Annotated in this window: 27 protein-coding genes and 5 pseudogenes; 13 read left to right on the top strand and 19 right to left on the bottom strand. The window is 53.0% G+C overall.

What is annotated here, in order from left to right:
* Positions 1–165 precede the first annotated feature (165 nt).
* The gene (locus ACOSDR_RS19615; RefSeq protein WP_290482123.1) at positions 166–684 is read left to right on the top strand and encodes a hypothetical protein; all 519 of its coding nucleotides are present in this window, start codon (positions 166–168) and stop codon (positions 682–684) included.
* A 4-nt stretch (positions 685–688) separates the two neighbouring features.
* A pseudogene (locus tag ACOSDR_RS19610) lies at positions 689–856 on the top strand (heavy-metal-associated domain-containing protein); the annotation flags it as partial.
* Here ACOSDR_RS19610 and ACOSDR_RS19605 read toward each other — a convergent pair.
* On the bottom strand, positions 827–1,180 hold the full coding sequence (locus tag ACOSDR_RS19605; RefSeq protein ID WP_290482124.1) for a hypothetical protein: 354 nt from the start codon (positions 1,178–1,180) through the stop codon (positions 827–829). The pseudogene ACOSDR_RS19610 and the gene ACOSDR_RS19605 sit on opposite strands and share 30 nt — an antisense overlap.
* Here ACOSDR_RS19605 and ACOSDR_RS19600 point away from each other — a divergent pair.
* Positions 1,074–2,159, top strand: a pseudogene (locus ACOSDR_RS19600) (heavy metal translocating P-type ATPase); the annotation flags it as partial. The gene ACOSDR_RS19605 and the pseudogene ACOSDR_RS19600 overlap by 107 nt on opposite strands.
* Positions 2,160–2,228: 69 nt before the next feature.
* Here the strand turns inward: ACOSDR_RS19600 and ACOSDR_RS19595 are convergent.
* The 5 genes and pseudogenes from ACOSDR_RS19595 to ACOSDR_RS19575 form a co-directional block, all read right to left on the bottom strand.
* Positions 2,229–2,531: pseudogene (locus ACOSDR_RS19595) on the bottom strand (IS110 family transposase); the annotation flags it as partial.
* Positions 2,506–3,363 (bottom strand): IS6 family transposase, encoded by an 858-nt coding sequence (locus tag ACOSDR_RS19590; protein WP_290482125.1) that lies wholly within the window; start codon positions 3,361–3,363, stop codon positions 2,506–2,508. The pseudogene ACOSDR_RS19595 and the gene ACOSDR_RS19590, both read right to left, overlap by 26 nt.
* 88 nt (positions 3,364–3,451) lie before the next feature.
* A complete protein-coding gene (locus tag ACOSDR_RS19585; RefSeq protein ID WP_420726083.1) occupies positions 3,452–3,856 on the bottom strand; it encodes a helix-turn-helix domain-containing protein in 405 nt (134 codons plus the stop codon).
* 63 nt (positions 3,857–3,919) lie between these two features.
* Positions 3,920–5,530: a sensor histidine kinase gene (locus ACOSDR_RS19580; protein ID WP_420726084.1), complete on the bottom strand. Its 1,611-nt coding sequence runs from the start codon at positions 5,528–5,530 to the stop codon at positions 3,920–3,922.
* Between the two features lie 183 nt (positions 5,531–5,713).
* On the bottom strand, positions 5,714–6,631 hold the full coding sequence (locus tag ACOSDR_RS19575; protein ID WP_420726085.1) for a cytochrome P460 family protein: 918 nt from the start codon (positions 6,629–6,631) through the stop codon (positions 5,714–5,716).
* 337 nt (positions 6,632–6,968) lie between these two features.
* Between ACOSDR_RS19575 and ACOSDR_RS19570 the strand changes: the two genes are divergently transcribed.
* Together ACOSDR_RS19570 and ACOSDR_RS19565 are read left to right on the top strand one after the other, a co-directional pair.
* On the top strand, positions 6,969–7,937 hold the full coding sequence (locus ACOSDR_RS19570; RefSeq protein WP_420726086.1) for a DUF3179 domain-containing protein: 969 nt from the start codon (positions 6,969–6,971) through the stop codon (positions 7,935–7,937).
* A gap of 29 nt (positions 7,938–7,966) precedes the next feature.
* Positions 7,967–8,455 carry a DUF302 domain-containing protein gene (locus ACOSDR_RS19565; RefSeq protein WP_420726087.1) on the top strand — a complete coding sequence of 163 codons (489 nt, stop codon included), beginning with the start codon at positions 7,967–7,969 and terminating at the stop codon, positions 8,453–8,455.
* Here ACOSDR_RS19565 and ACOSDR_RS19560 read toward each other — a convergent pair.
* From ACOSDR_RS19560 to ACOSDR_RS19500, 13 genes and pseudogenes are all read right to left on the bottom strand, one after another.
* Positions 8,402–8,569 (bottom strand): annotated as a pseudogene (locus tag ACOSDR_RS19560) (IS3 family transposase); the annotation flags it as partial. The gene ACOSDR_RS19565 and the pseudogene ACOSDR_RS19560 overlap by 54 nt on opposite strands.
* A gap of 31 nt (positions 8,570–8,600) precedes the next feature.
* Positions 8,601–9,521, bottom strand: a complete 921-nt coding sequence (locus ACOSDR_RS19555; protein ID WP_420726088.1) for a nucleotidyl transferase AbiEii/AbiGii toxin family protein — start codon at positions 9,519–9,521, stop codon at positions 8,601–8,603.
* The gene (locus tag ACOSDR_RS19550; protein WP_420726089.1) at positions 9,518–10,132 is read right to left on the bottom strand and encodes a type IV toxin-antitoxin system AbiEi family antitoxin domain-containing protein; all 615 of its coding nucleotides are present in this window, start codon (positions 10,130–10,132) and stop codon (positions 9,518–9,520) included. The genes ACOSDR_RS19555 and ACOSDR_RS19550 overlap by 4 nt, the downstream gene beginning before the upstream one ends.
* Positions 10,133–10,292: 160 nt before the next feature.
* Positions 10,293–10,970, bottom strand: coding sequence for a hypothetical protein (locus ACOSDR_RS19545; protein WP_420726090.1), 678 nt, complete (start codon positions 10,968–10,970; stop codon positions 10,293–10,295).
* Between the two features lie 187 nt (positions 10,971–11,157).
* Complete coding sequence (locus tag ACOSDR_RS19540; RefSeq protein ID WP_420726091.1) at positions 11,158–12,054, bottom strand: hypothetical protein; 897 nt, start codon at positions 12,052–12,054, stop codon at positions 11,158–11,160.
* 18 nt (positions 12,055–12,072) lie between these two features.
* A complete protein-coding gene (locus ACOSDR_RS19535) occupies positions 12,073–12,552 on the bottom strand; it encodes a hypothetical protein (protein ID WP_420726092.1) in 480 nt (159 codons plus the stop codon).
* Positions 12,553–12,646: 94 nt separating this feature from the next.
* Positions 12,647–13,288: a hypothetical protein gene (locus ACOSDR_RS19530; protein WP_420726093.1), complete on the bottom strand. Its 642-nt coding sequence runs from the start codon at positions 13,286–13,288 to the stop codon at positions 12,647–12,649.
* Positions 13,289–13,722: 434 nt separating this feature from the next.
* Complete coding sequence (locus ACOSDR_RS19525; protein ID WP_420732312.1) at positions 13,723–13,914, bottom strand: helix-turn-helix transcriptional regulator; 192 nt, start codon at positions 13,912–13,914, stop codon at positions 13,723–13,725.
* A 314-nt stretch (positions 13,915–14,228) separates the two neighbouring features.
* Positions 14,229–14,364 (bottom strand): annotated as a pseudogene (locus ACOSDR_RS19520) (IS5/IS1182 family transposase); the annotation flags it as partial.
* Between the two features lie 397 nt (positions 14,365–14,761).
* Positions 14,762–15,754 carry a hypothetical protein gene (locus ACOSDR_RS19515; RefSeq protein ID WP_420726095.1) on the bottom strand — a complete coding sequence of 331 codons (993 nt, stop codon included), beginning with the start codon at positions 15,752–15,754 and terminating at the stop codon, positions 14,762–14,764.
* A gap of 321 nt (positions 15,755–16,075) precedes the next feature.
* Positions 16,076–16,270: a hypothetical protein gene (locus ACOSDR_RS19510; RefSeq protein WP_420726096.1), complete on the bottom strand. Its 195-nt coding sequence runs from the start codon at positions 16,268–16,270 to the stop codon at positions 16,076–16,078.
* A gap of 176 nt (positions 16,271–16,446) precedes the next feature.
* Positions 16,447–17,640: a tyrosine-type recombinase/integrase gene (locus tag ACOSDR_RS19505; RefSeq protein WP_420726097.1), complete on the bottom strand. Its 1,194-nt coding sequence runs from the start codon at positions 17,638–17,640 to the stop codon at positions 16,447–16,449.
* 456 nt (positions 17,641–18,096) lie between these two features.
* Positions 18,097–18,534 (bottom strand): MerR family transcriptional regulator, encoded by a 438-nt coding sequence (locus tag ACOSDR_RS19500; RefSeq protein ID WP_420726098.1) that lies wholly within the window; start codon positions 18,532–18,534, stop codon positions 18,097–18,099.
* Between the two features lie 83 nt (positions 18,535–18,617).
* Between ACOSDR_RS19500 and ACOSDR_RS19495 the strand changes: the two genes are divergently transcribed.
* From ACOSDR_RS19495 to ACOSDR_RS19460, 8 genes are all read left to right on the top strand, one after another.
* Positions 18,618–19,250: a cation transporter gene (locus ACOSDR_RS19495; RefSeq protein ID WP_420726099.1), complete on the top strand. Its 633-nt coding sequence runs from the start codon at positions 18,618–18,620 to the stop codon at positions 19,248–19,250.
* Positions 19,225–19,692, top strand: coding sequence for a disulfide bond formation protein B (locus ACOSDR_RS19490; RefSeq protein WP_420726100.1), 468 nt, complete (start codon positions 19,225–19,227; stop codon positions 19,690–19,692). The genes ACOSDR_RS19495 and ACOSDR_RS19490 overlap by 26 nt, the downstream gene beginning before the upstream one ends.
* Complete coding sequence (locus ACOSDR_RS19485; RefSeq protein WP_420732310.1) at positions 19,689–20,330, top strand: DsbA family protein; 642 nt, start codon at positions 19,689–19,691, stop codon at positions 20,328–20,330. Before ACOSDR_RS19490 ends, ACOSDR_RS19485 begins: the two co-directional genes overlap by 4 nt.
* A 38-nt stretch (positions 20,331–20,368) precedes the next feature.
* Positions 20,369–20,932: an SCO family protein gene (locus ACOSDR_RS19480; RefSeq protein WP_420732309.1), complete on the top strand. Its 564-nt coding sequence runs from the start codon at positions 20,369–20,371 to the stop codon at positions 20,930–20,932.
* Positions 20,933–20,944: 12 nt separating this feature from the next.
* Entirely contained in the window at positions 20,945–21,418 is a 474-nt protein-coding gene (locus ACOSDR_RS19475) for a copper chaperone PCu(A)C (protein WP_420726103.1), read from the top strand.
* Positions 21,419–21,481: 63 nt separating this feature from the next.
* A complete protein-coding gene (gene lspA, locus ACOSDR_RS19470) occupies positions 21,482–22,030 on the top strand; it encodes a signal peptidase II (RefSeq protein WP_420726104.1) in 549 nt (182 codons plus the stop codon).
* Entirely contained in the window at positions 22,027–22,644 is a 618-nt protein-coding gene (locus ACOSDR_RS19465; protein WP_420726105.1) for an SCO family protein, read from the top strand. Before lspA ends, ACOSDR_RS19465 begins: the two co-directional genes overlap by 4 nt.
* 73 nt (positions 22,645–22,717) lie before the next feature.
* Positions 22,718–23,212, top strand: coding sequence for a DedA family protein (locus ACOSDR_RS19460; protein WP_420726106.1), 495 nt, complete (start codon positions 22,718–22,720; stop codon positions 23,210–23,212).
* Positions 23,213–23,731 lie beyond the last annotated feature (519 nt).

The raw sequence follows: 23,731 nt of genomic DNA, 5'->3' as shown, positions 1-23,731 counted from the left end.
GGGGCGTTTCGCCCTGGCCACCGATGATTCGGCGCTCAGAGGCGAGGCGCTGACGCTGGCGCGCACCTATGCGGAAAGCCTGGCCAAAAACCTGACGGGGAGCCCGGCACGGCCATCGAGGATATAGCGCTTGCCATCTACGGGTTGACAGAGGCCAGGCGGCTGTTGGCCGAACCAGCCTTTGCCGAGGCGGCGCAGAATTTGTTTAGCGACCGGCTGATACCGCTTTGGGATGACGAGGCAGAGCTGTTTCGCCGTGGCGAGGCGCCGGTGACCTATGACCCGCGATCCGCCGGTGCGGTCGTGGCAGCTCTCAATGCCGTGCGCTGGCACGGTTCCGATGCTGAGGCTGAGCAGGCTTCTGCGCTGTTTCCCCGCTTTTTCGAAAGCGTGATTGTTCGCTCCGGCCTCATGCAGGCGAGCCCGCTGCCACTGGTGGTCGCGCCTTATCTGGAAGGAGAGCCGGCGGAGCACTTCGCCCATCCCATATTGCCCGGAGCAGTATCGACAGCGCCGGTCTTTGCCTCTGAAGTGATCTTCGAGGACGGTGTCTGGCGGGTGAGCGACCCGACCTTCCACACCGGCGACGCACTGTTCCTGGCCAATATGCTGGCGATCCGCAGCGAGAATGGCCGCAGCGACCTGTTCCTCTCCGACGACCTGCTGACCGGCTTGAAGAGGTGACACCATGAATGCGACAGCATCTGCCCCAACATCTACCTCTGGCACGCTCCAGCTCAAGATCGGTGGCATGAGTTGTTCGTTCTGTGCCAATTCGATCTCCTCGGCGCTCATGAGGGACAAGGGCGTGCGCGAGGCGCATGTCTCACTCGCCCATGAAGAGGTGTTGATCCGCTTCGATCGGCAAGAGACCGACGAAGCGCGGATCAAGCATACGCTGACCGACCTCGGCTTCACCATCCGCGATCCGCGCAAGGCGAGCGCCTTCGAGGAGCAGAAACGCGCGATCCGCGAGGAAGCAACCGATCTTGCCATGGCCGCCACCGCCGCGCTTATCCTGTTCATGGCGATGAGCGCTATGTGGCTGGGGCTGTGGCAGATGCGCGACTGGCATGTATGGACCGCCTGGGCCATCGCCACTTTCGTGCTCTTGTGGAACGGACGGCGTATCGTCCGCATGGCCTGGGGCGCGGGCAAGCGCGGCATCACCAATCAGCATGTGCTCTTATCTGTCGGGTGCGCATTCCGGGGCCATCGGCGCCTATATCGGCGGTCTGCTCGGTGCGCCCATGCCCTGGTTCGGCTGGTATGGTTTCGTCGGCTTTCCGGCCGTCGATTTCTTCGGGGTGGTCGTGTTCCTCACCGCCTATCATCTGCTGTCGGGTTTCGTGTCGATTATCGTGCGCACCAAGGCGTCGGAAAGCGTGCGTCAGCTCTTGTCCATGCAGCCACCGACAGCGAATGTCATCCGCGACGGGACCGAGCGGGAAGTGCCCATCGAAGAAGTCGCCGTGGGCGATCATGTGCGTGTGCGCCCCGGCGAGCGGGTGCCGGTGGATGGAAAGGTCATAGAGGGTGAAAGCGCCATCGACGAGGCGATCGTCACCGGCGAGTCGGTGCCGGTGGAAAAGGCCGTTGGCGCCGAGGTCATCGGTGGGTCGATCAACCAGACCGGTGCGCTTCTAATCGAGACAACGCGCATCGGCGAGGACAGTTTCCTGCATCAGGTCGCCCGCCATGTCGAAGAAACCAAGGCGATGAAGCCCGGCATCGTCGTGCTGGTGGACAGGGTGCTCAAGCACTACGTGCCAGCCGTTCTCGTCGTTTCCCTCGCTGCGTTCCTGTTCTGGGGCCTCAGCCCGGATAGCTGGAGCCGCGAGCCGCATTGGGTGCGCGCCATCTATGCCGCCGTTACCGTGCTGGTGATGGGCTATCCTTGCGCCCTCGGCATGGCCACGCCTCTGGCGCTGATCCGGGGCGGCGGTATTGCCGCAACACGCGGTATCCTGATCCGTTCGGGCGAAGCGTTCCAGGTCCTCAAGGACATTACGCATGTGGTGCTCGACAAGACCGGGACCCTGACTGAGGGCAAGCCGAAGCTCGTCGATGTCGTTGCTTTAAACGATATGAGCCGCGAAAGGGCGCTCGTGCTCGCCGCCGCGGCGGAAGAGCAATCGGAACATCCACTGGCCAGGGCAATCGTGGCCGGCGCGCGGGATACGGGCGTCAGTTGGACAGTGGCTGAGGATTTTCAGTCCGTGACAGGCGGTGACGGCCTCACAGATTGCTTCTGCATCAGCCGCATCGTTCTTTTGTCGTTTGACGTAAGGCTTCACATAGGAAGGTGGTATCAAGCGCACCGTATGCCCAAGGGCTGCAATCTCACGCGCCCAATAATGTGATGTGGCGCAAGCCTCCATGCCGATCAGGCAAGGCTTGAGCTTACCCAGAAAAGAAAGAACCGCTCCGCGCCGAAGTTTCTTCTGCAAAACAATGGCGCCTTGCGCATTCACACCGTGCAACTGGAAAACTGACTTGGCGAGATCAATCCCGAGTGTTGTAGTCGTCATGTGGATGGCTCCTTCCCACTGTTGGTTTCAAACAGCACCAATATGGCACATCGTGATGCCGTTCGGGTGGAGCCGTCCACACCATCAGACAAATGCGAACTCGTCTCAGTTTGCCCGTAGGTCGGTCGAATGACGCAGCACAACGCTGCTGCCATTCAATTAGGGAAGCGTCACGTTGAATTTTGAATTCGTCTCTTGAGACAAGGTGCCTTTGAAAGTTGAAGCGGTTGAAGATGGCAGAGTGGATGGACGAGAGTTTCTGCAAACTTCGTCTGAGCCTAAACCTGGACACGGCTCGCTCTCGTCGACGAAATGGCAAGTGGGAGTTCTCGGCGCGATTGTTTTTCCAACGACCAACTTCCTGGGCTGCTTGATTACCAACGACCTTCATTGCCGCCCGGTAGGACTTCAGTCGATCCGTCGCAATGACCTTCGGTTGGCCATATCGTTTCATTGCTTTCTTTAAGAATGCTAATGCAGCCTTACGGTTGCGGCGTTTCGTAACAAAGGATTCCAGCACTTCTCCTTCGTGGTCAACAGCCCGCCACAGATAGTGGGTTTCTCCATTGATCTTCACGAACACCTCATCGAGATGCCACCGCCAGTTTGAATATGAACAGTTTGTAACGCGACGTTTCCGGATTTCAGCGGCAAACATTGGCCCGAAACGGTTCCACCAATAGCGCACCTTCTCATGGCAGATTTCGATCCCGCGCTCATGGAGCAGGTCTTCAACATTGCGAAGTGACAGTGGAAACCGAACGTAAATCATGACCGCGAGCCGGATGATCTCGGGTGACGTCTTGAAATAACGGAATGGGGAACTTGTCATCTAAGGAAGCTGTCCGGATACTCAAATTGCCTCAATCTAGTTTCTTCTGACAAAGCCAGGTGTGAAGGCGAGGCCGTTGATCGGGCCGTCAAGGACCAGCGGCGCAGCGGTCTTCGACCCATTCCGCTCGCTCGCCAGCAGCGCTTTTTTTATAGCTGAGGCCCTCGCGGCGCATGAACCGCCCCACCGAGCGGACATGCACCACCGTCCCCTGTGCCTGCAACTCCGTCGTCAATGCCCGCAAGGTGATATCCGGCTTCTCGCGTATCCGCGCACGCAGCCAGGCCGCAACATCGCCAACCAACAGGCTCGGTCGGTGGCCGCCCCGTTTACTGGGCATAAGACTGAGCCCCGCACGCCCCCGCTGCGACCAGCGCATCGCCGTCGCAACCGAAAAGCCATAACGGGCCGCCGCCGACCGCGTCGTTGCACCACCGAGAACCGCCGCAACAACACGCTCCCGAAGATCAAGAGAATATGACCGAGACATCATGGCTGGCCTCCTATCCCAGCCATCATGATGAATCACAATTCGTCCCCTTTGGGAATCCCGATTCTAATTAAACGCTTCCGACACTAGAGTTTGTCTCGTCCTGCTCAACGGTATTTCTACACGACAGACCGTCCCCGATCCTTTAATGCTTTCGATAACGAACCCCATCTCGTGATGCCTTAATAGACTTGCGGTCATCGTAAGGCCAAGTCCGAATCCAGTCGATTTACGCTTGGAATAAGCGGAGCGTCCGATATTGGGTCCGGCCTGGAAATATGCCTCGGTAATCCGTGCGACCACGTCCTGATCAATGCCGCATCCATTGTCGCCTATCTCGATGTAAAATCGCCCTTCGCTTGTCCCAAAGATGACCACACGCGTTTTCGCTGTCGGACCCGCGTGATCAAGGCTGTTGCCGACAAGGTTTGTAAGTATCCGGTTCATTGCCTTCTGGTCGGCGAAAATTTCTAAACCTGGATTTACATTCCCAGTATGCATCTGTATCGTTTTTGCAGGCACTCCAGAATAGGTTGACTCGCACTTAAAAACTGCACGTCGAACGGTATCCAGTAGGTTATCCCATTGCTCGTCCAATTCAAAGGTGCCCGCTTCAATACGACCTAAATCAAGAAGGTCATCTACCAAAAATTTTAATTGACTGGCAGATTCTAGTATATCCTGGATATACTCACGATATCGTTCGCTTCCGACAGGCCCGAAGATTTCCATATTTATCGTTTCAGAATATCCAATTATCGCATTCAGCGGGGTGCGAAGATCATGGCTCATATTGGCGAGGAAATCTGACTTGGCATCGCTTATCTTTTTGATTTTTTCCGCTTCAGCTAACTGATCCTGTTGCTCCTTGATATCTAAAAAAGCCTGTCGAAGGCATCGGGTCAGGAAAATCAAGTTTTTTCGAACATCGACCCATTCGTCGACCTGGCGCTTTCCCATTTTTACGAACAGGGCGTCTTCCGATGTATTTCCGGGGTTACGGGCGATATCAGAAAGCACCGTATTCACGCAGCGTATCGGGCGTAAAAGCACGCGCTCGAGAATGATCATAGAAGTAAGAGTCAGCGATAGGGAAATTAATAAGACCAACCCGACAATTTTCAGAACATGTGCCTGAACCATTTCCGGTATATGTGTCACATCGACACGACCTGCGACAAAGCGAGATCCATCCATTCTTTTCGGTTTCCATAGAATATCCATGGTTCCATCAATAGATAAACGTGAATCCTTTTCATCGAATGGTGTAATGGTCGGTCGGTCGCCAAAACTCGCACTCGGCATTCCGCTTTCATCGAAAACGACCGCTCCCGACAGTAATGAATTTTTACGAAGAATAGGACCTATTTCTTCGAATGCGCTGTAGGATATTGCGCTATCGGTTAATGTGTTATCTAGGCTATGCATATCATCGATTATCAGAGATGCCCTGATTATCGTTCTAGCGGTGACAAGCGCTTCTCTCTCTGCCTCGGCCAGTCGCGCTTTCTCGAACTGGTTTGCAGAAAATACGAGCAAGATTGCCTCAATCGTCAGAATCGAAACGAACAGAAGAAATGTAACTCTCCAACAGAGACCACAGGTCTTCAGCCCCCGCGCAATTTCCGATATTTCTTTAAAAATAATCCCGGTTGTATTGCAATGAATGGTGCTCATAGATGTCAGTTTCCTGATATAGGTTCCTTTACAATCCGGAAGACATAAAGGTGGCACTTCATATCCGGAAACAGCCTGTGCCATGTCGGCTGAATACAAGTGCATAGGCCTATACTCAAGGAAGGACACCATCAGTGAATCGATGGTGCCCTTTCCAGTTCGGTACGTCCGCGCGGCCGCCTCCTACTTTCTAAAGTCCTCTGGCAAGAAAAACAGGTAATCGGACTCTTCGCCCGCGATATGGCATTCATGGCAGAAGTCCATATTGGCGGCATTAGGACCCTTGGTTACGCCCACGGTGGAGCCGCCCGGCATGACCATTGAATATCGCCAGTCACCCGTCTCGGGGTTCCATCCCTCTTCCATCTTTGTCATGGTGAAGAGGGGACCGATTGCCGCCTTGCCATCTTCCAGAATGGCAAAACTGTTCTTTGCCAGAATGGACCCGACAGGTGCTTTGCCGATCTCCTCATATTTCATATAGGCGACGACGGCGACATCGTTGGCCGTATTGCTGACATAACGACCGCCATGGGTGATGGACTGATAGGGTCCGGTGCTGACATGCGGCCAGTTCAAATGGGCGGCACCGGCTGCTTCCGTTGATCCGGCAAAGGCTGCGGTCATTTCCGGTTTCAGGCAGTCATAGGCAGCGCGCGCTTCTGCATCACTTACTTCTACCGCTGCGACCGAACCGCCACATGGGTTGCTGGGATTTGCCGCACAGGGATTGCAGGGGTTGCAAGCCTTGGCAGCGCAAGGGTTACAGGGGTTGCCCGCTTTTGCCGCACAGGGATTGCAGGGGTTATAAGCCTTCGCCTTGACGCTTGGTACGACACAACTTGCACTGACCTTTAACGCACCACCGGCGCAGGGGTTACAGGGATTGGCTGCACAGGGATTGCAGGGGTTGCATGCTTTTGCCGCGCAGGGGTTGCAGGACCCGCCACCGTCCATCTGTGCATCGATGGAGACATGTTCTGCGGAAACGGCATCTGCCAGTTCTATCTCCCCGGAACCTGCATGCCCTGTTGTTACAAGGCTTGCCACTGCCATCAGGGATACGGCGCTTGTCGACAGTAGATAGGTTTTGAAACTCATTGGTGTCACTCCCTTGAATGGATGTTCGCTTTCTGCGAACTGTAGAATTGGAACCGGCATTCCAATAACAGGCGACCGATCCGTACATACCCATAACCGATTGTCGGGAATGCCTGGCATCAAGTTGTCTCACGATGCTGTGACGATTCCGAATCGAGATGGTTTTTTGTTGTATAGGAAGCTGGATGCTCTGGGTCAGAAGGCATTCCGGCCAATGCAGGCAGGCTTGGTTTGAGAAAGGCGCGTGTGAGTGATGTCATCCTGTTATCGAGTTTTATTTATAATCGGCATGCCTGATCGGTATCTTGCAGCGGGTTCGTTGCTTGCATTTCTGTGCATGATTGTTGTTGGCCCACTTCAGGCACAGGAGAATGGCCTCCCTCCACGCGATTGGTTGCAGGAATGGCCGAATACAGATTTCAGCCGCGCGGAAGTCGCCTTCCGGGAGATTCTGTCGGGTGGTCCGCCAAAGGATGGCATCCTTGCCATAGACGATCCCCATTTCTCGCCGGTCCCTCAGGGGGGAGATCTCTATGCTGACAGGGAACCGGTGATGAGCGTGCGTATCGATGGAGAGGCCCGCGCCTATCCATTGAGCATTCTGATGTGGCATGAGATCGTCAATGATACGCTTGCTGATACCCCGATTTCAGTGACTTTCTGTCCATTGTGCAATTCTGGTATCGTCTTCGACCGACGCGTCGAGGGTATCGAGACGACCTTTGGTACGACTGGAAAACTGCGCAATTCGGACATGGTCATGTATGACCGGCTGACAGAAAGCTGGTGGCAGCAGTTCGAGGGCCGAGCGATCATCGGTGCGAAAACCGGTGTCGAACTGGCACGTCTTCCTGCGAGACTGGAGAGTTTCGGCGAATTCGCTGCGCGAAATCCGACGGGCCGTGTTTTGGTTCCGAGGGACTCAACCATCCGTGATTATGGGCGGAATCCCTATGTCGGATATGACGGATTGCCACGCCCATTTCTGTATGATGGCGAATATGATGGACCTGGATTACCCCTGATGCGGGTGGTGAGCGTGGTCGGGCGCGATGAGGCCTGGAGCCTGGGTTTGCTGCGTCAGTGTGGAGAAATCATTGTCGATGATCTTGTTCTGCGCTGGCGGTCGGGTCAGGCATCAGCCCTGGACAGAGCCCGTATCGACAAGGGCCGGGATGTTGGAATCGTCACAGTTCAACGCCAACAGGCGGAGGGTGGTCTTGTCGATGTTTCCTATGACGTGCCTTTCGCCTTCGCCTTTCGTGCATTTCATCCAGGTGCCCCGATCCATCACAATGCACCATAAGCCGTCTCTGACCTAAGGAGTCCTTCTTCATGTATCGTATCGTCGCTTTCGCCGTGTTCATGATGCTGATGGTGTCCTCTGCCCAGGCTTTGCAGCCGCGCGAAGGTTGGGTAATCCAGCACAGTCAGAAACCCTTTGATCTTCTGCTGGCGGACCTCAAACAGGCAGTGACGGACAATAAAATGGGGCTCGTGACAGAAGCGGGACCGACCGCTGCCGCTGCGTCACGTGGCGTTGAGCTTCCAGGTAATCGAGTGGTGGGCGTTTTTCGCGTGGATTTTGCGATCCGGATATTGCCGCTCAGTGAGGCGGCAATGATTGAGGCCCCAATTCGGTTCTATGTCACCGAAGATCCGGACGGCGGGGCGACCTTGTCTTATAAGGCACCGTCATTTGTATTCTCCCCGTATCTGTCGGAAGGGGGCGAGGGCCTTGCTGAAGTCGCATCGGAACTTGATGCGATATTCTCCCGGATCGCGGAAAAGGCAATCCAACTCACGAGCTACACGCAGCCCTGACAACGAAGTATCTGCGACAAGCGCCAGGTTCTCGCGCGTGCAATCATCGACGACGGCCAGAATCCGAAAGCGGCGACTGGCCGTGAACTGATCGGAGACGAAGTCCATTGACCAGTCGCCCCTCACACAGGGGCGCGCCTTTTCACTATTTCCAGGGACCGCCGACGACCCATTTACACTCGAGCGGCTTATCGACGACGAGTGACTGGACGGGTGGCAAAACAAATGCTGACACCTTGGTCTGCATCTCAACGAACGACCCTGGTGCGATGGAAAGGGCTGTTCTGCGAAGAAATCCCTGCCATTGTGCCCGCTTCGCGGCGTCTTCGGCAAAGGCTGGCGTCAGCGCGACGGGCGTCTCCACAGGGATGGTCGTGTGGCGGCGATCAAAGGTCGCTGCGATTGCATCCGCGAGGATCGATCCATCGAAGGCAAACGTCTCCGAGATCGCCCAGAGATCGAAGAAATCCTTCATGCGGCTGTTGAGCATGCCGAGTGCGACCAGCGCCTGGAACTTCTCGGCTACGACCGTCTCTGGCGGATAGGCGCGTAATCGCGGCGCTGGCATGTCGAGTAGCGAGGGATAGTTGATTTCCAGCACTGCCGGGGTCACGGCATCGCCAAATCCGATGTCGATCTGGATAGGCAGGCGCGCACCGGCGATCTCGGCGGTCATGGTGATCCGGACGCCGCTATACTCGTCTTCAGCCCGGGCCGGCTCGGCCTGCAGGGTTTCCGGCTTGAAGACCACGCCGTCGTCCTCGACGTCGATCCCGCAGACCGCGCGGAAGTTAGCAGCAATCCGCTCCGGCGACGCATCGCCATATCCCAGAAGATCGAGATCGCCGGTCGCTCGATACGGCGTGGGTGTCCAGAGACTGAACAGCATGGCACCCTTGAGGACGAATTGATCTTTGTGGGGCGACAGACTCAGCCGGTAGAGAAGTCGTTCGATGGCGAAACGGGTCAGCGCAAGCTGAACGTTTTCCTTGCGCTCACGGGCAGCGTGAGTGAGTCGTGCACGGACCGAGGCGCCGACATTCTTGAGGGGTGGCTTCGGGGTCACAGGGTCGCCTCGATATAGGGCCGTATGACATTCTGCACGCGGTCGATGGCAGCGAAATGCCAGAGGTCGTCAATTGTGGCGCGGCGGTTTCGGATACAGTCTCTCAGCGCTTCGATAGCGACATCGAGACCGATCTGGTTGCGGTATTTGAAGCAGTCTGCAACCGTCTTGGCCGGATTGGTGATGGGGACGTCTACCTGCTCGATTGTATGAAACGTCACACCGGCCGTCAGGGCTTCGCCGGTGGCGCGCATAATACGGAGGGATACAGGCGGGTTCTTCGGTGCCCATTTCTTGTGACCGATCAGCATCCAGACCTGATGCGGCAGTTGGGTCGTGAGTTCGTGGAATCTGAGCGCGGAGAGCAGGCAGATGGTGCCATGGGGCACTGTTCGGCTGGCTTCCGCAAGGCTATGAGACTCGGACCATTCCGCATCGGCAAGCTGATAGAGACCGCGCCCCATGCGCACCAGAAGCCCCTGATCCTGCAGTCGCCGCAGATAGGCACGGGGAACGCCCCCTGCATCGAAATCGCGGGCGCGCGCGATGCCGCGTTCCCTGGCGATTGTCAGCGCGCGATCCTTCAGCGTTCCTTGGGTCGGTTCAGTCATGTTCCTTAAACTCGGCAATAGAATGTAAGTGCCAAGCTTTAGTATCATCATCTGCGATCCTCCGCAACAGGAGCCGGGCACCACAATGACAAGTATGGTGGTCATATGTGATACTTTCCAACGTCTGGTCGGCAGCCATTGGGAAAGGACACGTCCATCCTCAATACAGAACAACCTGGCAAATCGACAGACTTTTACCATTCGTTGCCTGGATCGTTCGCACGATACTGAGGCAGGGGAACGGGGTAGGGCCATGATTGGCGTATTTGCCCCTGTAGGCCAGTTCTATCCGATAAAGACTATCCAGACGCTCTGGAGCGACCGCCAGAAGGTTCGTCAGGATTCGGGCATTGGCGCTGGTCGCGGCACGCACAAGGTCGAGCCCCGGCCGCTGTAGCGCCGCCACCGTTTGCAGCAGATCGCGGCCTTCCCGGGTGCCCAAATACTCGATTGTCGTCTTGTCCAGGTCGGCGCGCTGTTCCGGTGTCAGTGAAAGCAGCCAGCGTAACAGTGTTGGTGCGTTCCCAACTGCCGTGACGGCGTCGTTGATCAGGACAAGAACCGGACCGATCTTGGATTCAGGTAGGTTGGCGATATGACGAACAAATATCTGGATGGCACCATCCTTGCCGATCAGAGCCTCGTCCTTGAGGCCTGTCCATTCCGGCAGATAGTGGCGCCATTGCGTGCCCTCGACCGGTCGATCCAGATTCATCGTCAATGCCATGGCCTCGTTGGAGAGACCCAGCCGGGCCTCCAGTTCCGGTTCTGACAGATCGAAGCGATCCAACCCAATGGCCTGCAATCGTTTGAGAATCTGTCGTTCGCTTCCGCTCATCGCACGGAGATTGTCCAGATGATCGGAAGGAGGATGTAAACTCCATATGACCGCGCCGAGCGAGCAGGCGCCCAGTACAAAGCTCCCGACAAGGAGACCCAACAGCCGTCGTGATTTTGTCCGGACACGCGTGACGAACTCCTGCTGGGCTTCTGACGCTGCCATCCGCAGCGGAACGGGCATTTGACTATTCATCACCGCCTCCCTGCTCAAGGGGGATCAATCCGGCAACACGGAAGCTTTCGATGGCGTGCGAGATCCATTGCAGCAGATCCGCCCGCGCCCCGCTGGCCGCGAACATGTCGAGATGAAACTCCTGCGCCACATCCTGAGTGGTCATTGGGATGATGGAGCGCAGGGGTGTGTAATTGCGTTCCAGAGAGGGCCATATCTCGCTGCGGCACTGTGGCAGGCGGACGATCTTCAGACCTGCATTGTGCTTCATTGCGCTCAGTCGCTCGAAATCACCACTGCTGCCATATCGCTCGAAACCGCCGCTGGCTTCGTTCAGGACAAGAATACGGGCTGCAATCGGAAGGAAGGCATCCTCGCGGATGGAACGCTCCAGGACGGCAAGCGCATCCTCGATAGCCTGTGCCTGTGCACGCACCGGGACGACCAGGACAATCTGTGGCGCCTTTGCACTGCGCAGCACTTCCCCGGCATTGCGGGCATGGGCCCAGTTCCAGACTGTATCCACCAGGTTCGCACCGATATCGACGAGTGCATTGCCCGAGGCCAGAATGCTGCCGAGTTGGTCCCAGTGGGAAACAACTTTCGACGAATCCGACCGTACCGCATCGAATTCAGCGCCGATGCCGAGTTCCAGGACAGAACCGCGGTGGATCTTGCCAAGTTTTGATACCGCGTCGGCGGTCGACGAATCTGCGGAGGCAAGAAATTTGGAAATTCCCACCTCTTCGAAGGCGAGAGCAATCAACTGAGTGATAAGGGTCTTCCCCTGACCCCCGGTCCTGTTGCAGACAATCACAGAACAGGATTTAGGATCAATCTTCTCACCCCATTGTGGTGAGGTAAGGGTCCGGTACAGTCTTTTCGATGAGGATGTGTCGTGCGTATTCATGGGGGGTTCCTTTATATATCAGGTATCGAGGAGATCGGAGAGGCCGCGTATCGGTTTTTGTTGCGGACTATCCCGGCTCCTTGGCCGCATGTTCTGGATCAAGGGTTTCGACGGTAACGGTCCGGTAACAAGGTTATCTGCGCTAGGTTGGCTAGCTACTTTGTTTAGTCGCGTTCGGGTCCGTGACAGGAGCGATCGCAACTGGCTGCCCGTCACTGGTCTACCGGTTTTCCATCGCAGGCCTTCGCCCGAAAGCAGTTCCGCGACATTCGACCAGGTGCCCAGTTCCGCATGGAGTGTCAGGAGCAGATCGCGGTTCAACCGCACGAACGGCCCCACACCCTGACGCAGACTTTGTTCCCGCTTTTGGTTGGCAAGCTCTTCCGCTGCTCGCTTCAATCGGATTTCGAAGGGCTCTTTCATGGCAGCGCCCCGGAATTCGCTGCGCAGATCGATGTGCCAGTTGCTGCGGTTTTCGCTGTGGCTCGCGCTGTACATAATGATGCGGTTGCCGCTGCGATAAGGTCCCCTGATTTGTGAGAGGGACTTACACCGTATCGCACTACATTTTTGGCCCGGGGCATCATTCACCTCACATCTCGAAATCATCGCGCACGCGCCGACGCTTTTTGCGGGGTGGTGTTACTGGGCGAGGGGGTTCGAAGGGGACAACGGGCGGCGGAGGCGCCTCACTCTTGACCTCTTCCTTTTTGACCTCATTGTCCGAGGCGACTTCAATCTCCATCTCGAACGGACAGGCTTCGTTAAGCCGCTCCCGAATGCGGTGCATGGAAACGCTTCGCCCTGTTTCAGGAGAGGGAAGGGCGATAACGGCATGGAGATGGACCGATGGGGTACTTGCTGCAGCCGGAATGTTTGGTTGATGGAAGGCCAGAAGGGTCACTCTATCCGTTACGCCAAGCGCATCCGTCGCAGCGAAGAACGACTGAATCAGGGTATCCTTTGTATCTTCCAGATACCGGCCTTCCTCCGCTCGGGAGGGAGAGAAGGTGAGGTGCAGGACCGTGTGCTTCAGGTCGTCGCGAGTCTTCGATATTTCCGATACGATCTGCATGGCCTCAGAGGCTTTCATGGGCCCCAGTACCGATAATCCACTGTTCAGCAGATAGATGTCCGTGACTTTGGTATCGTCCTGATCGTCATGGGCTCCTGTACGGAGCACATAGCGCAATACATTGGCGGCGGTCCGCCCGCGTGTTTCACGGGTGATCATGATTGTTGATCCTTTCTATGATGGTCGCGACAAGGCGCGGGTGTGGGGTGTTCGGTGGTGGCAGCACATGGGGATCCAGCACGGAAGCGATTGACCCACCGCCCGTTCGTGCACGGTTATGACGTTTGATGAGTGTGGCCGCGTGGATCAGTAGCGTTCGGGCAAGCTCGCTGTTCTCTTCGTCGGCTTTGCCAGATACGACAAGAGAGTGAGCCGCCCGAGTAAGGACAATAGTATCGGCCATTGAATGGTGCCTGGCATTCTGCCGTGACTGCAATTTCCCAGATGAGCGGCGTTGCTTTGAGCTGCTTTGGCCCAAAAGCATCCATTCTATAACTTCTGTGCGGGAGCAGCCTTGCTCAATACAAAGCAATTCCAGCGCAGCTAGTGCGTCCGAGGACAGCCGAAAACTTGTTGGATTGCGGGCCATGCCGCTAGCCCGCCGTGGATGTACGTCTTTGCTTTTCGAGCCATTCAAGCAAGTCGTTGGCGGAGTAGCGAATGGCTCGGCCACCTACTCGAATAAAAGGAGGGCCATCACTTCTGGTAACGCGCCAATTGGCGAGAGTTGATTTTGATATTCCAATTATCTTGGACACTTCAGAAGGCGTATATAAAACACCCATTTGAACATTCTCATTCATAGCGGAAGTCCCTTCTGTTGAGAGACTTTACGCAATATCAAATGCTAACAATCAAAACTACCGAATAATTCAATATAAAATTAGAATTATTCGCAAAATATCAAATATAAAATTAGAATTATACGACAAAATTGAATTTTATTGATATGAAATTAAAAATTTTTCTTTGGTAAAGGTGTGAATACAACAATATATACTGACAGTTAACCTAGGCCATACCTAAGTCAGGGAATGGAGGCGAATAGTACTTTACTTGATGGGTGAGAGTGGACTACCGATTTCGAACTGCTTTGTGAAACTTTGGTCGTTAGGCCGCCACGCGAGTGGCCGATACAGCGATCCAGGTTACTTTTTTGAGTTGGCGGCATGTTGATGGATGCGCACTGAGGTGCTGTCGGTCATCTGGATATCGCCGTCATAACCTGCGGGCAATCCGATGCTGAAGCCACCGCTCGTGCGAACGCCAAAAGCCCTCGATCCGCGCCAGCATCGACCATGTTTTTGCACACCAGAAGAACCGCTATAGCTTGTTCATTCGAACCATCAAGATCAAGCGGGCCGACGTGATACTGACCTCGGCAAATCTCACCTACAATATGGATCGACTGATCTTCCATGAATGCCGACGAATTGCAGGATCAGTCTGCCCCTGATCGCAGATCCTAACCCGACCGACACCAAAACCTAAGCGTTGGAACTCAAAAACTGATACTTCAAGCCGTCAGGCTGAAGATCGCATGATCCATTTAGCAAAATTGTTGGGTTAATGCGGATGTCCAGCTTGGAGCAGTAGGAGTAATTTGAATTACAGCTTTTCATACATAAACCCTCATTTTCCATCTTTAGGTAAAGCTTTTTCTTCGAGCATTTTTTTTGCCGTTTCAACATGCGATCGGATGGCAGAAGAACTAAATCCTTTATAGTATGTGTTAAAAAGAATTATAGTATAGTGATTTATGCACTTCTCAATCTCACCATTTTCTTTTAATTTTTCCATTACTTTCATTAATGCTGTTTTATTTCTAATATGGTCAACAGCATTGTTCTTTTCGCCTTTATTTACACGTATTGCGCCGTTCTGTGAGAGCATGTCTAGAATTCTACGCTCTTCTGTGGTTAAATTTACACCTGAGAATGGATAATCTAATTTACTCGTATTCTCCGTCTCTTGCTCTTTGTTTTGGGATGCAATGGTATCGTGTTTTGTATCGACCCTATCAGAGTTTTCGATTTGATTGACCGCCTCTGCATTACGGGCATTTACTGTAGATTCGGAATGGCGTTCACCAGTACGCTTGTAAATACAAATCCAAGAATATAGCGCAGTTTCTAAGGCGAGATCATCACATCTTATTTCAATTGTTCGTAATGAAGTCGCGGATTTGTCCGTTAATATTACCATCGTGGGAATACCAAAATTCTTCTTAGTTTTTAGTATCCTAATTTTATTTCGTTCATGCTTATGTAACCAACCATTTACTATTAGGTAAACAATCTGTTTATTTTTTGATAAACTCTCCAAGGCAATACCATTGCCATTTTGATCAACGGTCCATTTTTCTCTAGAAATACCAGATTTACGAATGCTCCACTGGAAGAGAAAGTGCCTGCTCATAAAATACACAGAAGAAAGAGATCCTATTGCAAACAAAAGTGGAAAAAATGCTAAAGCTACCATTGCATTGTGCGGAGCAAGGAAATTACTTGAGTATATTGCGAATACTATCGGTGTTGCGGCCAGGACAATAGCCGAGTTAAGAAGTGGTGTCTTCTCGAACGTATTTGGAAAGTAGAACTCAAAATTTTGTGGGACGCGAAACATCGAAATCCTCCTAATGATCAGGTTCCAATCTGATAATAAAAAATCGTAGAAATGATTCTTTCAAAATGTGAAGAGCATAAAATATGCAAATCCTGATTGAATGTGGATTGTGTCGACGTCTATGGATGTTTGAATTTTTTGGTTTGGCACACATGGTCCTCAAGGATGAGTTTGAAGTCCGCTTGTTCTCTCAGGATGCAGGGAGATGGATAGAGATACTTTGAGATGGCAACGCCCTGCACCCGGTTGATTGGTTGTGTTACATTGAGTTGCACTGCGCATGACCTCGAGTGCTTACCCTTGCTTACCTAATTTTGAGATTCAATCGGCGGGTGGCTTCTTGCTCACAAAGGACTCTGTTGTAACCATTTCTGTTTCGCCGTCTTTCTTGGTTAGCATGAAGCCACCGGTAAATTGGCCGCTGGCACTGCGGTAATGCCCTAAAGCCACGATGTTTTTGTGAGGGTTAGTTTCTTCTGGCTTGTCGTCCTTAGTCTGATCATCATCACCGTCCATGGAACATCTCCTGTTTTTGGCTAAGGGTTGATCCGAAAAACTGGTGGCTGTCTGAGAGTTGAAGCTGCCTTTGGCACTTCGACATGCAATCCTGCCTTCAGCCAACCTGTAAACTACCACAGATTACAGGATTTTACCGTGTCATCGCTATATAATTGCCTCCAACAGCTTGATCATCAAAGCACCGCTTTGGGACGCATAATGTCTCCGACCAATACCCCCACCTTGTCAGATGCATCCCGAAGCGGATCTTGAGATAGATGGGCATATGTAGACGTGGCCGACATGGACCGATGGCCCAGCAATCCGCCAATAACAGGAAGCGATGCTCCAGTTGTTACGCCGAAGCTTGCAAAAGAATGGCGCAGGTCATGTATACGAACATCGTCCAAGCCAGCTCTTTTCCGAATCCTGCGCCATGGCTTTTGCAAATTGACCAGGGGTGCATTTTTTCTGAGCCCTGTGATCACATAGGGGTTTTCTGGGTCACGGGGTATCTCCTTTAGAATATCGAGCGCAATCGCATTGAGAGGAAGTGCCTTTATGCCGCTAACATCTGTTTTGTGTTCGCGCAGGATAAGCAAACGTCGATCCCAATCGATATCACTCCAGCACATGTTTATGATTTCACCGGATCGTGCGCCGGTTACGATTAACAGGCGGATCGCCCCTGCAACATGCGGTGAGATAAGACGTTCATTCTCGCTGTCATCAATTGCTTTCGCCAGCCTGGCAAGCTCTTCCCGGGAGAGGAACCGCTGGCGCTTCTTTTCTCTGAATGGGCGGATGGATACTGCTGGATTGCCACCCTTTTCCAACAAGCCCCACAACTCGGCATGTCCCAGCATGGCCTTTAGAAGTCCAAGGACCCGGTTTGCGTTGTAGGGCGTACCTATTAAGGATTGGTGTAGATGACCAATATCAGCACTGGTCAGTTCGGAAAGTAGAAACCGTCCCATTTTTGGCAATATGAACTTATTCAGCAGCCAGTTGTGCGCTTCGATGGTTGACGGCTTGCAGCGTCCCTCACAGTGCTCTTGCATGTACCGGGCTGCCAGATCTGCGACTGAGTTCTCGTTTCGCTTGCGCAGGCGATCTGCTCGAGGGTCTCTACCCCGGCTCGATGCGCTGAGAAGGGTTCGGGCTTCGGTCCTGGCTTCCTCCAGTGTCATTATGCCAAAGCGGCCAATCGTATGGCGGCGTGATTTGTTGTATTCATTGCGGTACTGGATCATGAAACTCACCGTGCCCGACGGTTTAACCCGAATGCCAAAGCCTGGCATCGTGGTGTCCCATGCAACGATCTCCTGACCTTGTATGCGGGCCGCTTCACGTGTCTTATCGATCGTGGCCTTGGCGAGCTTTGACATTACTCCCTCCATTGGGTAAGCAATAGGTAAGCAAGATATCTGTATCTTGAGCCATCATGGTGTGACATGGTCAATCATCGAGTCAATAAAAAAGATAATGATATCAATAAGAAAGTATCTCTATCCATCTCCCTGCATCCTGAGAGAACAAGCGGACTTCAAACTCATAACCTGAAGGTCGTAGGTTCAAATCCTACCCCCGCAACCAAATAAATCAATACTTTAGCCCCGCTCTCACCAGCGGGGCTTCTGCTTTAGGAAGCATATAGGAAGCAGGGGTGGAGGCGCATTAGGGAGCACAAGTTCTGCGTTTGCTACCATATTGGACGTATTCCGTGGCAATCGGGAAGATTTGTTGCTAGCCAAAAGCCGAAGTTTCTTAACTTTCTGTTCATTGCTAACGGATTGCTCCAAAGAACTTTGGGGCTGCCTATTTTGCTAAACTCTTCCCAGAGGTCATCCAACAGCGTTCTTATGGTTAGTAAGGCATTGGTGGTGATCTCCCAGCACCTCGATCACTCTGCAGTCTTCAATGCGGCCACCGCTGCACTGTTTGATCATGCGTTCAAGCTCTGTTTTCAAGGATTCCAGTTGCGTAATTCTTCGCTCGACCTGTGCCAGTTGGTCCCGGGCGATAATGTCAGCGGCTGCACACGACTGGTTTGGATCATCGGACAAGCTGAGCAACTCGCGTATAGCGGCGAGTGAGAACCCCAGTTCGCGGGCATGCTTCACAAAATATAGTCGGTCGACATGACATGGTTCATAAATGCGCTGATTGCCCACTGATCGGTCTGGGGCTGGAATCAGGTCAATCTGCTCGTAATACCTAATTGTCTGCACCGTGCAGCCGGTGGCTTTCGCTACCCGTCCGATCGTCAATAAAACGGCCATGTAATTTTCCTCTTGAACCTACAATAACTATAGCAATTAGAATGAGGGTTCGATCAGGTTACTACAAGAGGATTGAGACCAATATGAGTGGGTGTTGTGGAACAGAGGCGAAGTTCGATGGGGCGTCTAAGGATTTCCGACAGGCTTTGTGGTGGGTGATTGCCATCAACGCCACGATGTTCTTCATCGAGATGGCAGCCGGAGCCTTTGCCGGGTCACAAGCGTTACAAGCCGATGCGTTAGATTTTCTGGGAGATACTCTGACCTACGGGATGTCTCTCTTTGTGATCGGCATGTCACTCCGGGTACGCGCTACCGCTGCTCTTATCAAAGGGATCAGCCTTGCTGCTATGGGCGTATGGGTATTTGGATCGACCGCGTATCAAGTTTTGATCCTTGGTGTGCCAAGTGCCCCGATTATGGGAACGATTGGAATTCTGGCGCTCACTGCAAATGTGGTCAGTGTTCTTATCTTGCTTCGGTTCAAGGACGGGGATGCGAATGTTCGCTCGGTTTGGCTATGCAGTCGAAACGACGCAATCGGCAATGTCGCAGTTATTGGAGCGGCCGGTACCGTATTCCTCACCCAGTCCGCGTGGCCGGATTTGATCGTGGCAGCCCTGATGGCGGGGCTATTCCTATGGTCTGCATTTCAAATCGTCTTACAGGCACTGAGGGAGCGGCGGCATCATGCTGCGACCGCTCCAGCAGAGTGAAGGGCACGAGCAGGTGACCAGCAGATCCTTACAGAACTCCGCGCTCTCGTTGGCCTGGATCATTGCTCTCGTATCGACTTTGGGGGCGCTTTTTATCGGTGAAGTTATGGGGCAGACGCCTTGTGTTCTCTGTTGGTATCAGCGTATCGCCATGTTTCCTCTGGCCCTGATCCTGGGTATCGCCGCTTATTTGGAGGATACAACCATTTACCGTTACGTGTTGCCGATTTCAATCGTGGGCGGACTGATCGCTTTTTGGCACAGCTTGCTCTTTATCGGGATTGTCCCGGAAATAATTCAACCTTGTGAGCTAAGTGGGCCGTCATGCGCCGGTGCAAAACAGACGGTTTTCGGCATTGTGCCGTTGCCGTTTTTGTCCTTTGCGGCGTTCGTCGCTATCACTTTTCTCCTTCTGCACCCTTATCTGAAGAGGTTGTCATGAATCGTCGGACTATTCTCGTTTCAACCGGTATCGCGGCTGTCGGTATTTTTGGCCTTGGAGCGTATATGTACGTTCCAACGGTGGACAAAAACGCTGTTAGAAATGCAGCGGATGAGACTTTCCTTGTGCGTTCGCATGCACCCGTCCTTGGGCCAGTGGACGCTCCGGTAACGATTGTAGAGTTCTTCGATCCAGCATGCGAGGCGTGCCGTGCCTTTCATCCCTACGTTAAAGACATCATGTCAAATTTCGAAGGCAAGGTCCGAGTTGTCCTGCGATACGCCAATTTTCATCCGCAATCTGAAGGCGCTATTCGGATTCTGGAAGCTGCACGCATGCAAGGAAAGTTTGAAGTGGTGCTAGAACGGTTACTCGAGACTCAACCCCTTTGGGCCCCGCACGGACGCGCAGCAGATAGCGTTTGGTCCGTCATTGCCGGTACAGGGTTGGATATAACCCGCGCCAAGAAAGATGCCTTGTTACCAGAAGTTACAAGGGTGCTTGATCAAGATGCTTCGGATGTGAAAGCAGCTGGCGTAAAAGGTACGCCTACCTTCTTTGTGAACGGAAAGTCGCTGCAAGAATTTGGTCCCCAGCAACTCTATGAACTCGTGCGGTCTGAGGTTGAAGACAATTGAAGAAAATCCGATACATTCTCTGGGGGACCGTTGCGATCATGTTGGCCGTGTATATCGGCCTCTTTGTTTGGCGCGGCACAGGAAACCCAGTTTTTGAGGCATCGTCACAATCCGAATCGAATGCCTTCTCGCCAAGTTTTATGCTTGTTGATCACCAAGGGAATACAGTCACCGAGAAGACCTACAGGGGGCAGTGGCTCTTAGTCTTCTTCGGATTTACGAACTGCCCTGATATCTGCCCGACGACGCTTTCGGACCTTGCGGTGGTCATAGATCAGATTGGTGGGAAGGCAGCTAGCGTGACACCACTTTTTATCTCAGTTGATCCTGAGCGTGACCGCGTTGAAAGTATGGCGGAGTACGTGTCGGCATTCCATCCTACTATCGTTGGGCTGACCGGCGCCGAGAAACAGATTGCCAGCGCCGTCGAAACCTTTAAGGCCTATTATGAAAAGCAACAGCCGGATAGAGATCAAAGCAACTATGCCGTAGCTCACACGTCTGCGGTCTATCTCATCTCACCCGACGGTACCTTCGTACGAACCTTCGGGTACGGCACCGCGACGGAGGTTTTTGTCACGGAACTAAATAAAAGATTGTAAGGATTATTGCTGATGTTCAGAATAAAACAGACCGCTCTTTTCGTGTTTATAGCAGTTATCGCGGTTCTATTGACGTCTGCAGCCGACGTTTATGCGTCCGATCTTGTTGTAGAGAAACCATGGGCTCGCGCGTCAATTGGCGTATCAAGACCAACTGCTGTTTATCTCACAATTCGAAACGGTGGAGCCGTTACCGACGTTCTTACAATGGTCACTACACCTGCCGCTGGTATGGCTGAGGTCCATAAATCAGAGGTTAAAGACGGTCTTGCGAGAATGAGTCCTGCGGGTAATGTCGAAGTTTCTGCTGGAACAACGGCCATCCTGGAGCCAGGGGGATTGCACATCATGCTCATGGAATTGAAAAATCCGTTGAAAAAGGGGGAAACCATATCAATGACCCTGCACTTTGAGAATGCAGGGCCAGTTGATGTTGCGGTTCCCGTCTATGGGATAGCCGCCTCAGGCCCAAAGTTTTCAGATTGACAAAACTCAGACTTACCCAATCCGCCACCCGACGTTGGTTTTTCAAATGGATAGAGATTGATAATGCGACATCATGTACGAAACGCCATGGCGGCCTTTCTATTCGCCGTCCTTTTGACTGGCGTTGATATCGGCACGAAGTGGTACGTGCTAACAGTCATCATGGACCCTCCTAAACGTATTCCCATCCTCCCATTCTTCGACTTTGTGCTTGTCTATAATCGCGGCGTTAGTTTTGGGTTGCTTGGCGGTCTCGGGGTATGGGGGCCATTGATACTGTCAGGGCTTGCTATTGTGATCATTGGGGTTTTTGGGTTTTGGTTTTGGCGTACGCGACATCGGGGCAAGATGTACATATTCGCCGCAGTTATCGGAGGCACGCTGGGTAACGTTGTTGATCGAATGCATGACGGAGCGGTCACGGATTTTATCGCTCTATATGTTGGTTCGTATCATTGGCCGGTTTTTAACGTCGCGGATATTTTCATCACGGTAGGTGTAGTGTGCTTACTTGCGTTCACCATGAAAACGCAATCCAGTAAATCTAACCAGGAAGAAGATCAATCACCGAAATCAAAGCCGCGCGGAAGTCAGCTGGATACTGGTCAATGAACGGCGCAGTTCGTCAATTGATTGTGTATATTGCAGGCGGCCTCGGCTTAGTCGCGATAACACTGTTCATTGGTTGGTGGCAGGTCGATGGTCCAGGGCGAGCTATCGACCCCTATTCAGTTGCATCACAATCTCTCCCACTTCCATTTTATGAAATGAACTTCCAACTAACGGATCATTCAGGTCGGACACACCCGAAGGACTGGATCGGACGCCCCACTCTTGTATTCTTTGGGTTCACATATTGTCCTGATGTCTGCCCAACAACCCTATCCAACATATCGGGATGGCTGGAAGAACTTGGCGATAAAACGTCTCCCATCCAGGCAGTTTTCATTACGGTTGACCCTGAACGGGATACTGTTCAGGTGATGGCGGATTATGTCAGCAATTTCCATACAGCGATCACCGGTTATTCGGGCTCGGCTGGTCAAACGCTCAAAGCCGCCGAATCATTCAGAGTCACGTATGAGCGCGTAACGGTGGATGAAAGCTACACAATGAACCATTCCGCCAGCGTGTTCGTATACAATGCTAATGGAGAGTTCGTTACCACAATCGATCAGCATGAACCTCCAGGAGTGGCCGTCCAAAAGATACGCCGGGTGTTGTAGCTTCAAGCCGCCACAGCGTTACCTGTGAAGAAATAAGGTGCAATGGAAACATTTCTCGCCTTGTTGGAAGAGTATGGCTTGCTGGTTTACGCCTTGCCTATCCGCTTACTGCAGTTTGAAGAGTGGAGCACTCCCCCTATTCGCGGGTTTCGCGGCCTACAAGGGCGCATTGGACCCAAGTATCGTTCTGATCTTGAGCTTTGCGGGTGGGTATCTGGGCGATGAGCTGCGGTTTGCATTGGCGCGGCGCTATGGTGAGCACATTTTCGCAAGATGGACCTGGACCCAGGAAGCCATAAAAAGAGCGCGTATCCTTATGGCCCGATACGGCATCTTGTACTTGTTTATATATCGCTACCCTAAGGGAATGCGCACGATAGGTGCAATACCTGTTGGTTTGGGAGAAATTCCGTGGCGAACCTTTACTATATTAAACGCAGCGTCCGCAGCTCTTTGGGCTGGCATACTGGTTGGAACTGGCTACTTCTTCGGAAACATTGTTGCTTCCGCCGCTGACAGAAATTGGGGGGTCGTTAGTGTCGCCCTTTTGTTTGTTTTTTTGTGTTAACTTACGTGGCGTGGCGTCAGGTTTGCCGGTCGTTGGATGACGTGTCACAGTTAAGATGACCGCGTCAGTGCCGTTGAGACCGTCACGAACTCCCCTTGGTTATGGCTGATTCCGAGACGTTAGTGGACCATCCCCGGTCATTCCTTTATGAGGTCGCGAAGTCGAGTCCGATTAAGGGTTCTAGTCGCGTTCGAGTTTCAGTGGCTTTGTCCCTAAGTTCTTTAAACCCGAGTTCTTCTCGGTATCTCCTGGCAAGACGGTAGGCCTTCCAAGGAAACTGTACATCAATATGGTCGAGGTTATCAACATTCAACGCAATCACATTCAGTAGACACCCCACGCCTTACATATTACTACTCCTGATTGCGCCATGTCATTGAAGAAGGGGGTGTTACAAGGACCCCCCTCTTGGGTTTCCGAATGTTCAAAACCAGAAAAGAAAGAGCGCACGCTAGCGCGTGCTTGTTCCGACGCTGCGCGCCGGGGCCGCTTTGGGTTTTAGGGACGGGTAGACAGAAA

Source organism: Hwanghaeella sp. 1Z406 (genome assembly GCF_048892425.1).
Classification (GTDB): Bacteria; Pseudomonadota; Alphaproteobacteria; order UBA8366; family Aestuariispiraceae; genus Pacificispira.
This window is presented reverse-complemented; position numbering and strand designations above follow the sequence as displayed.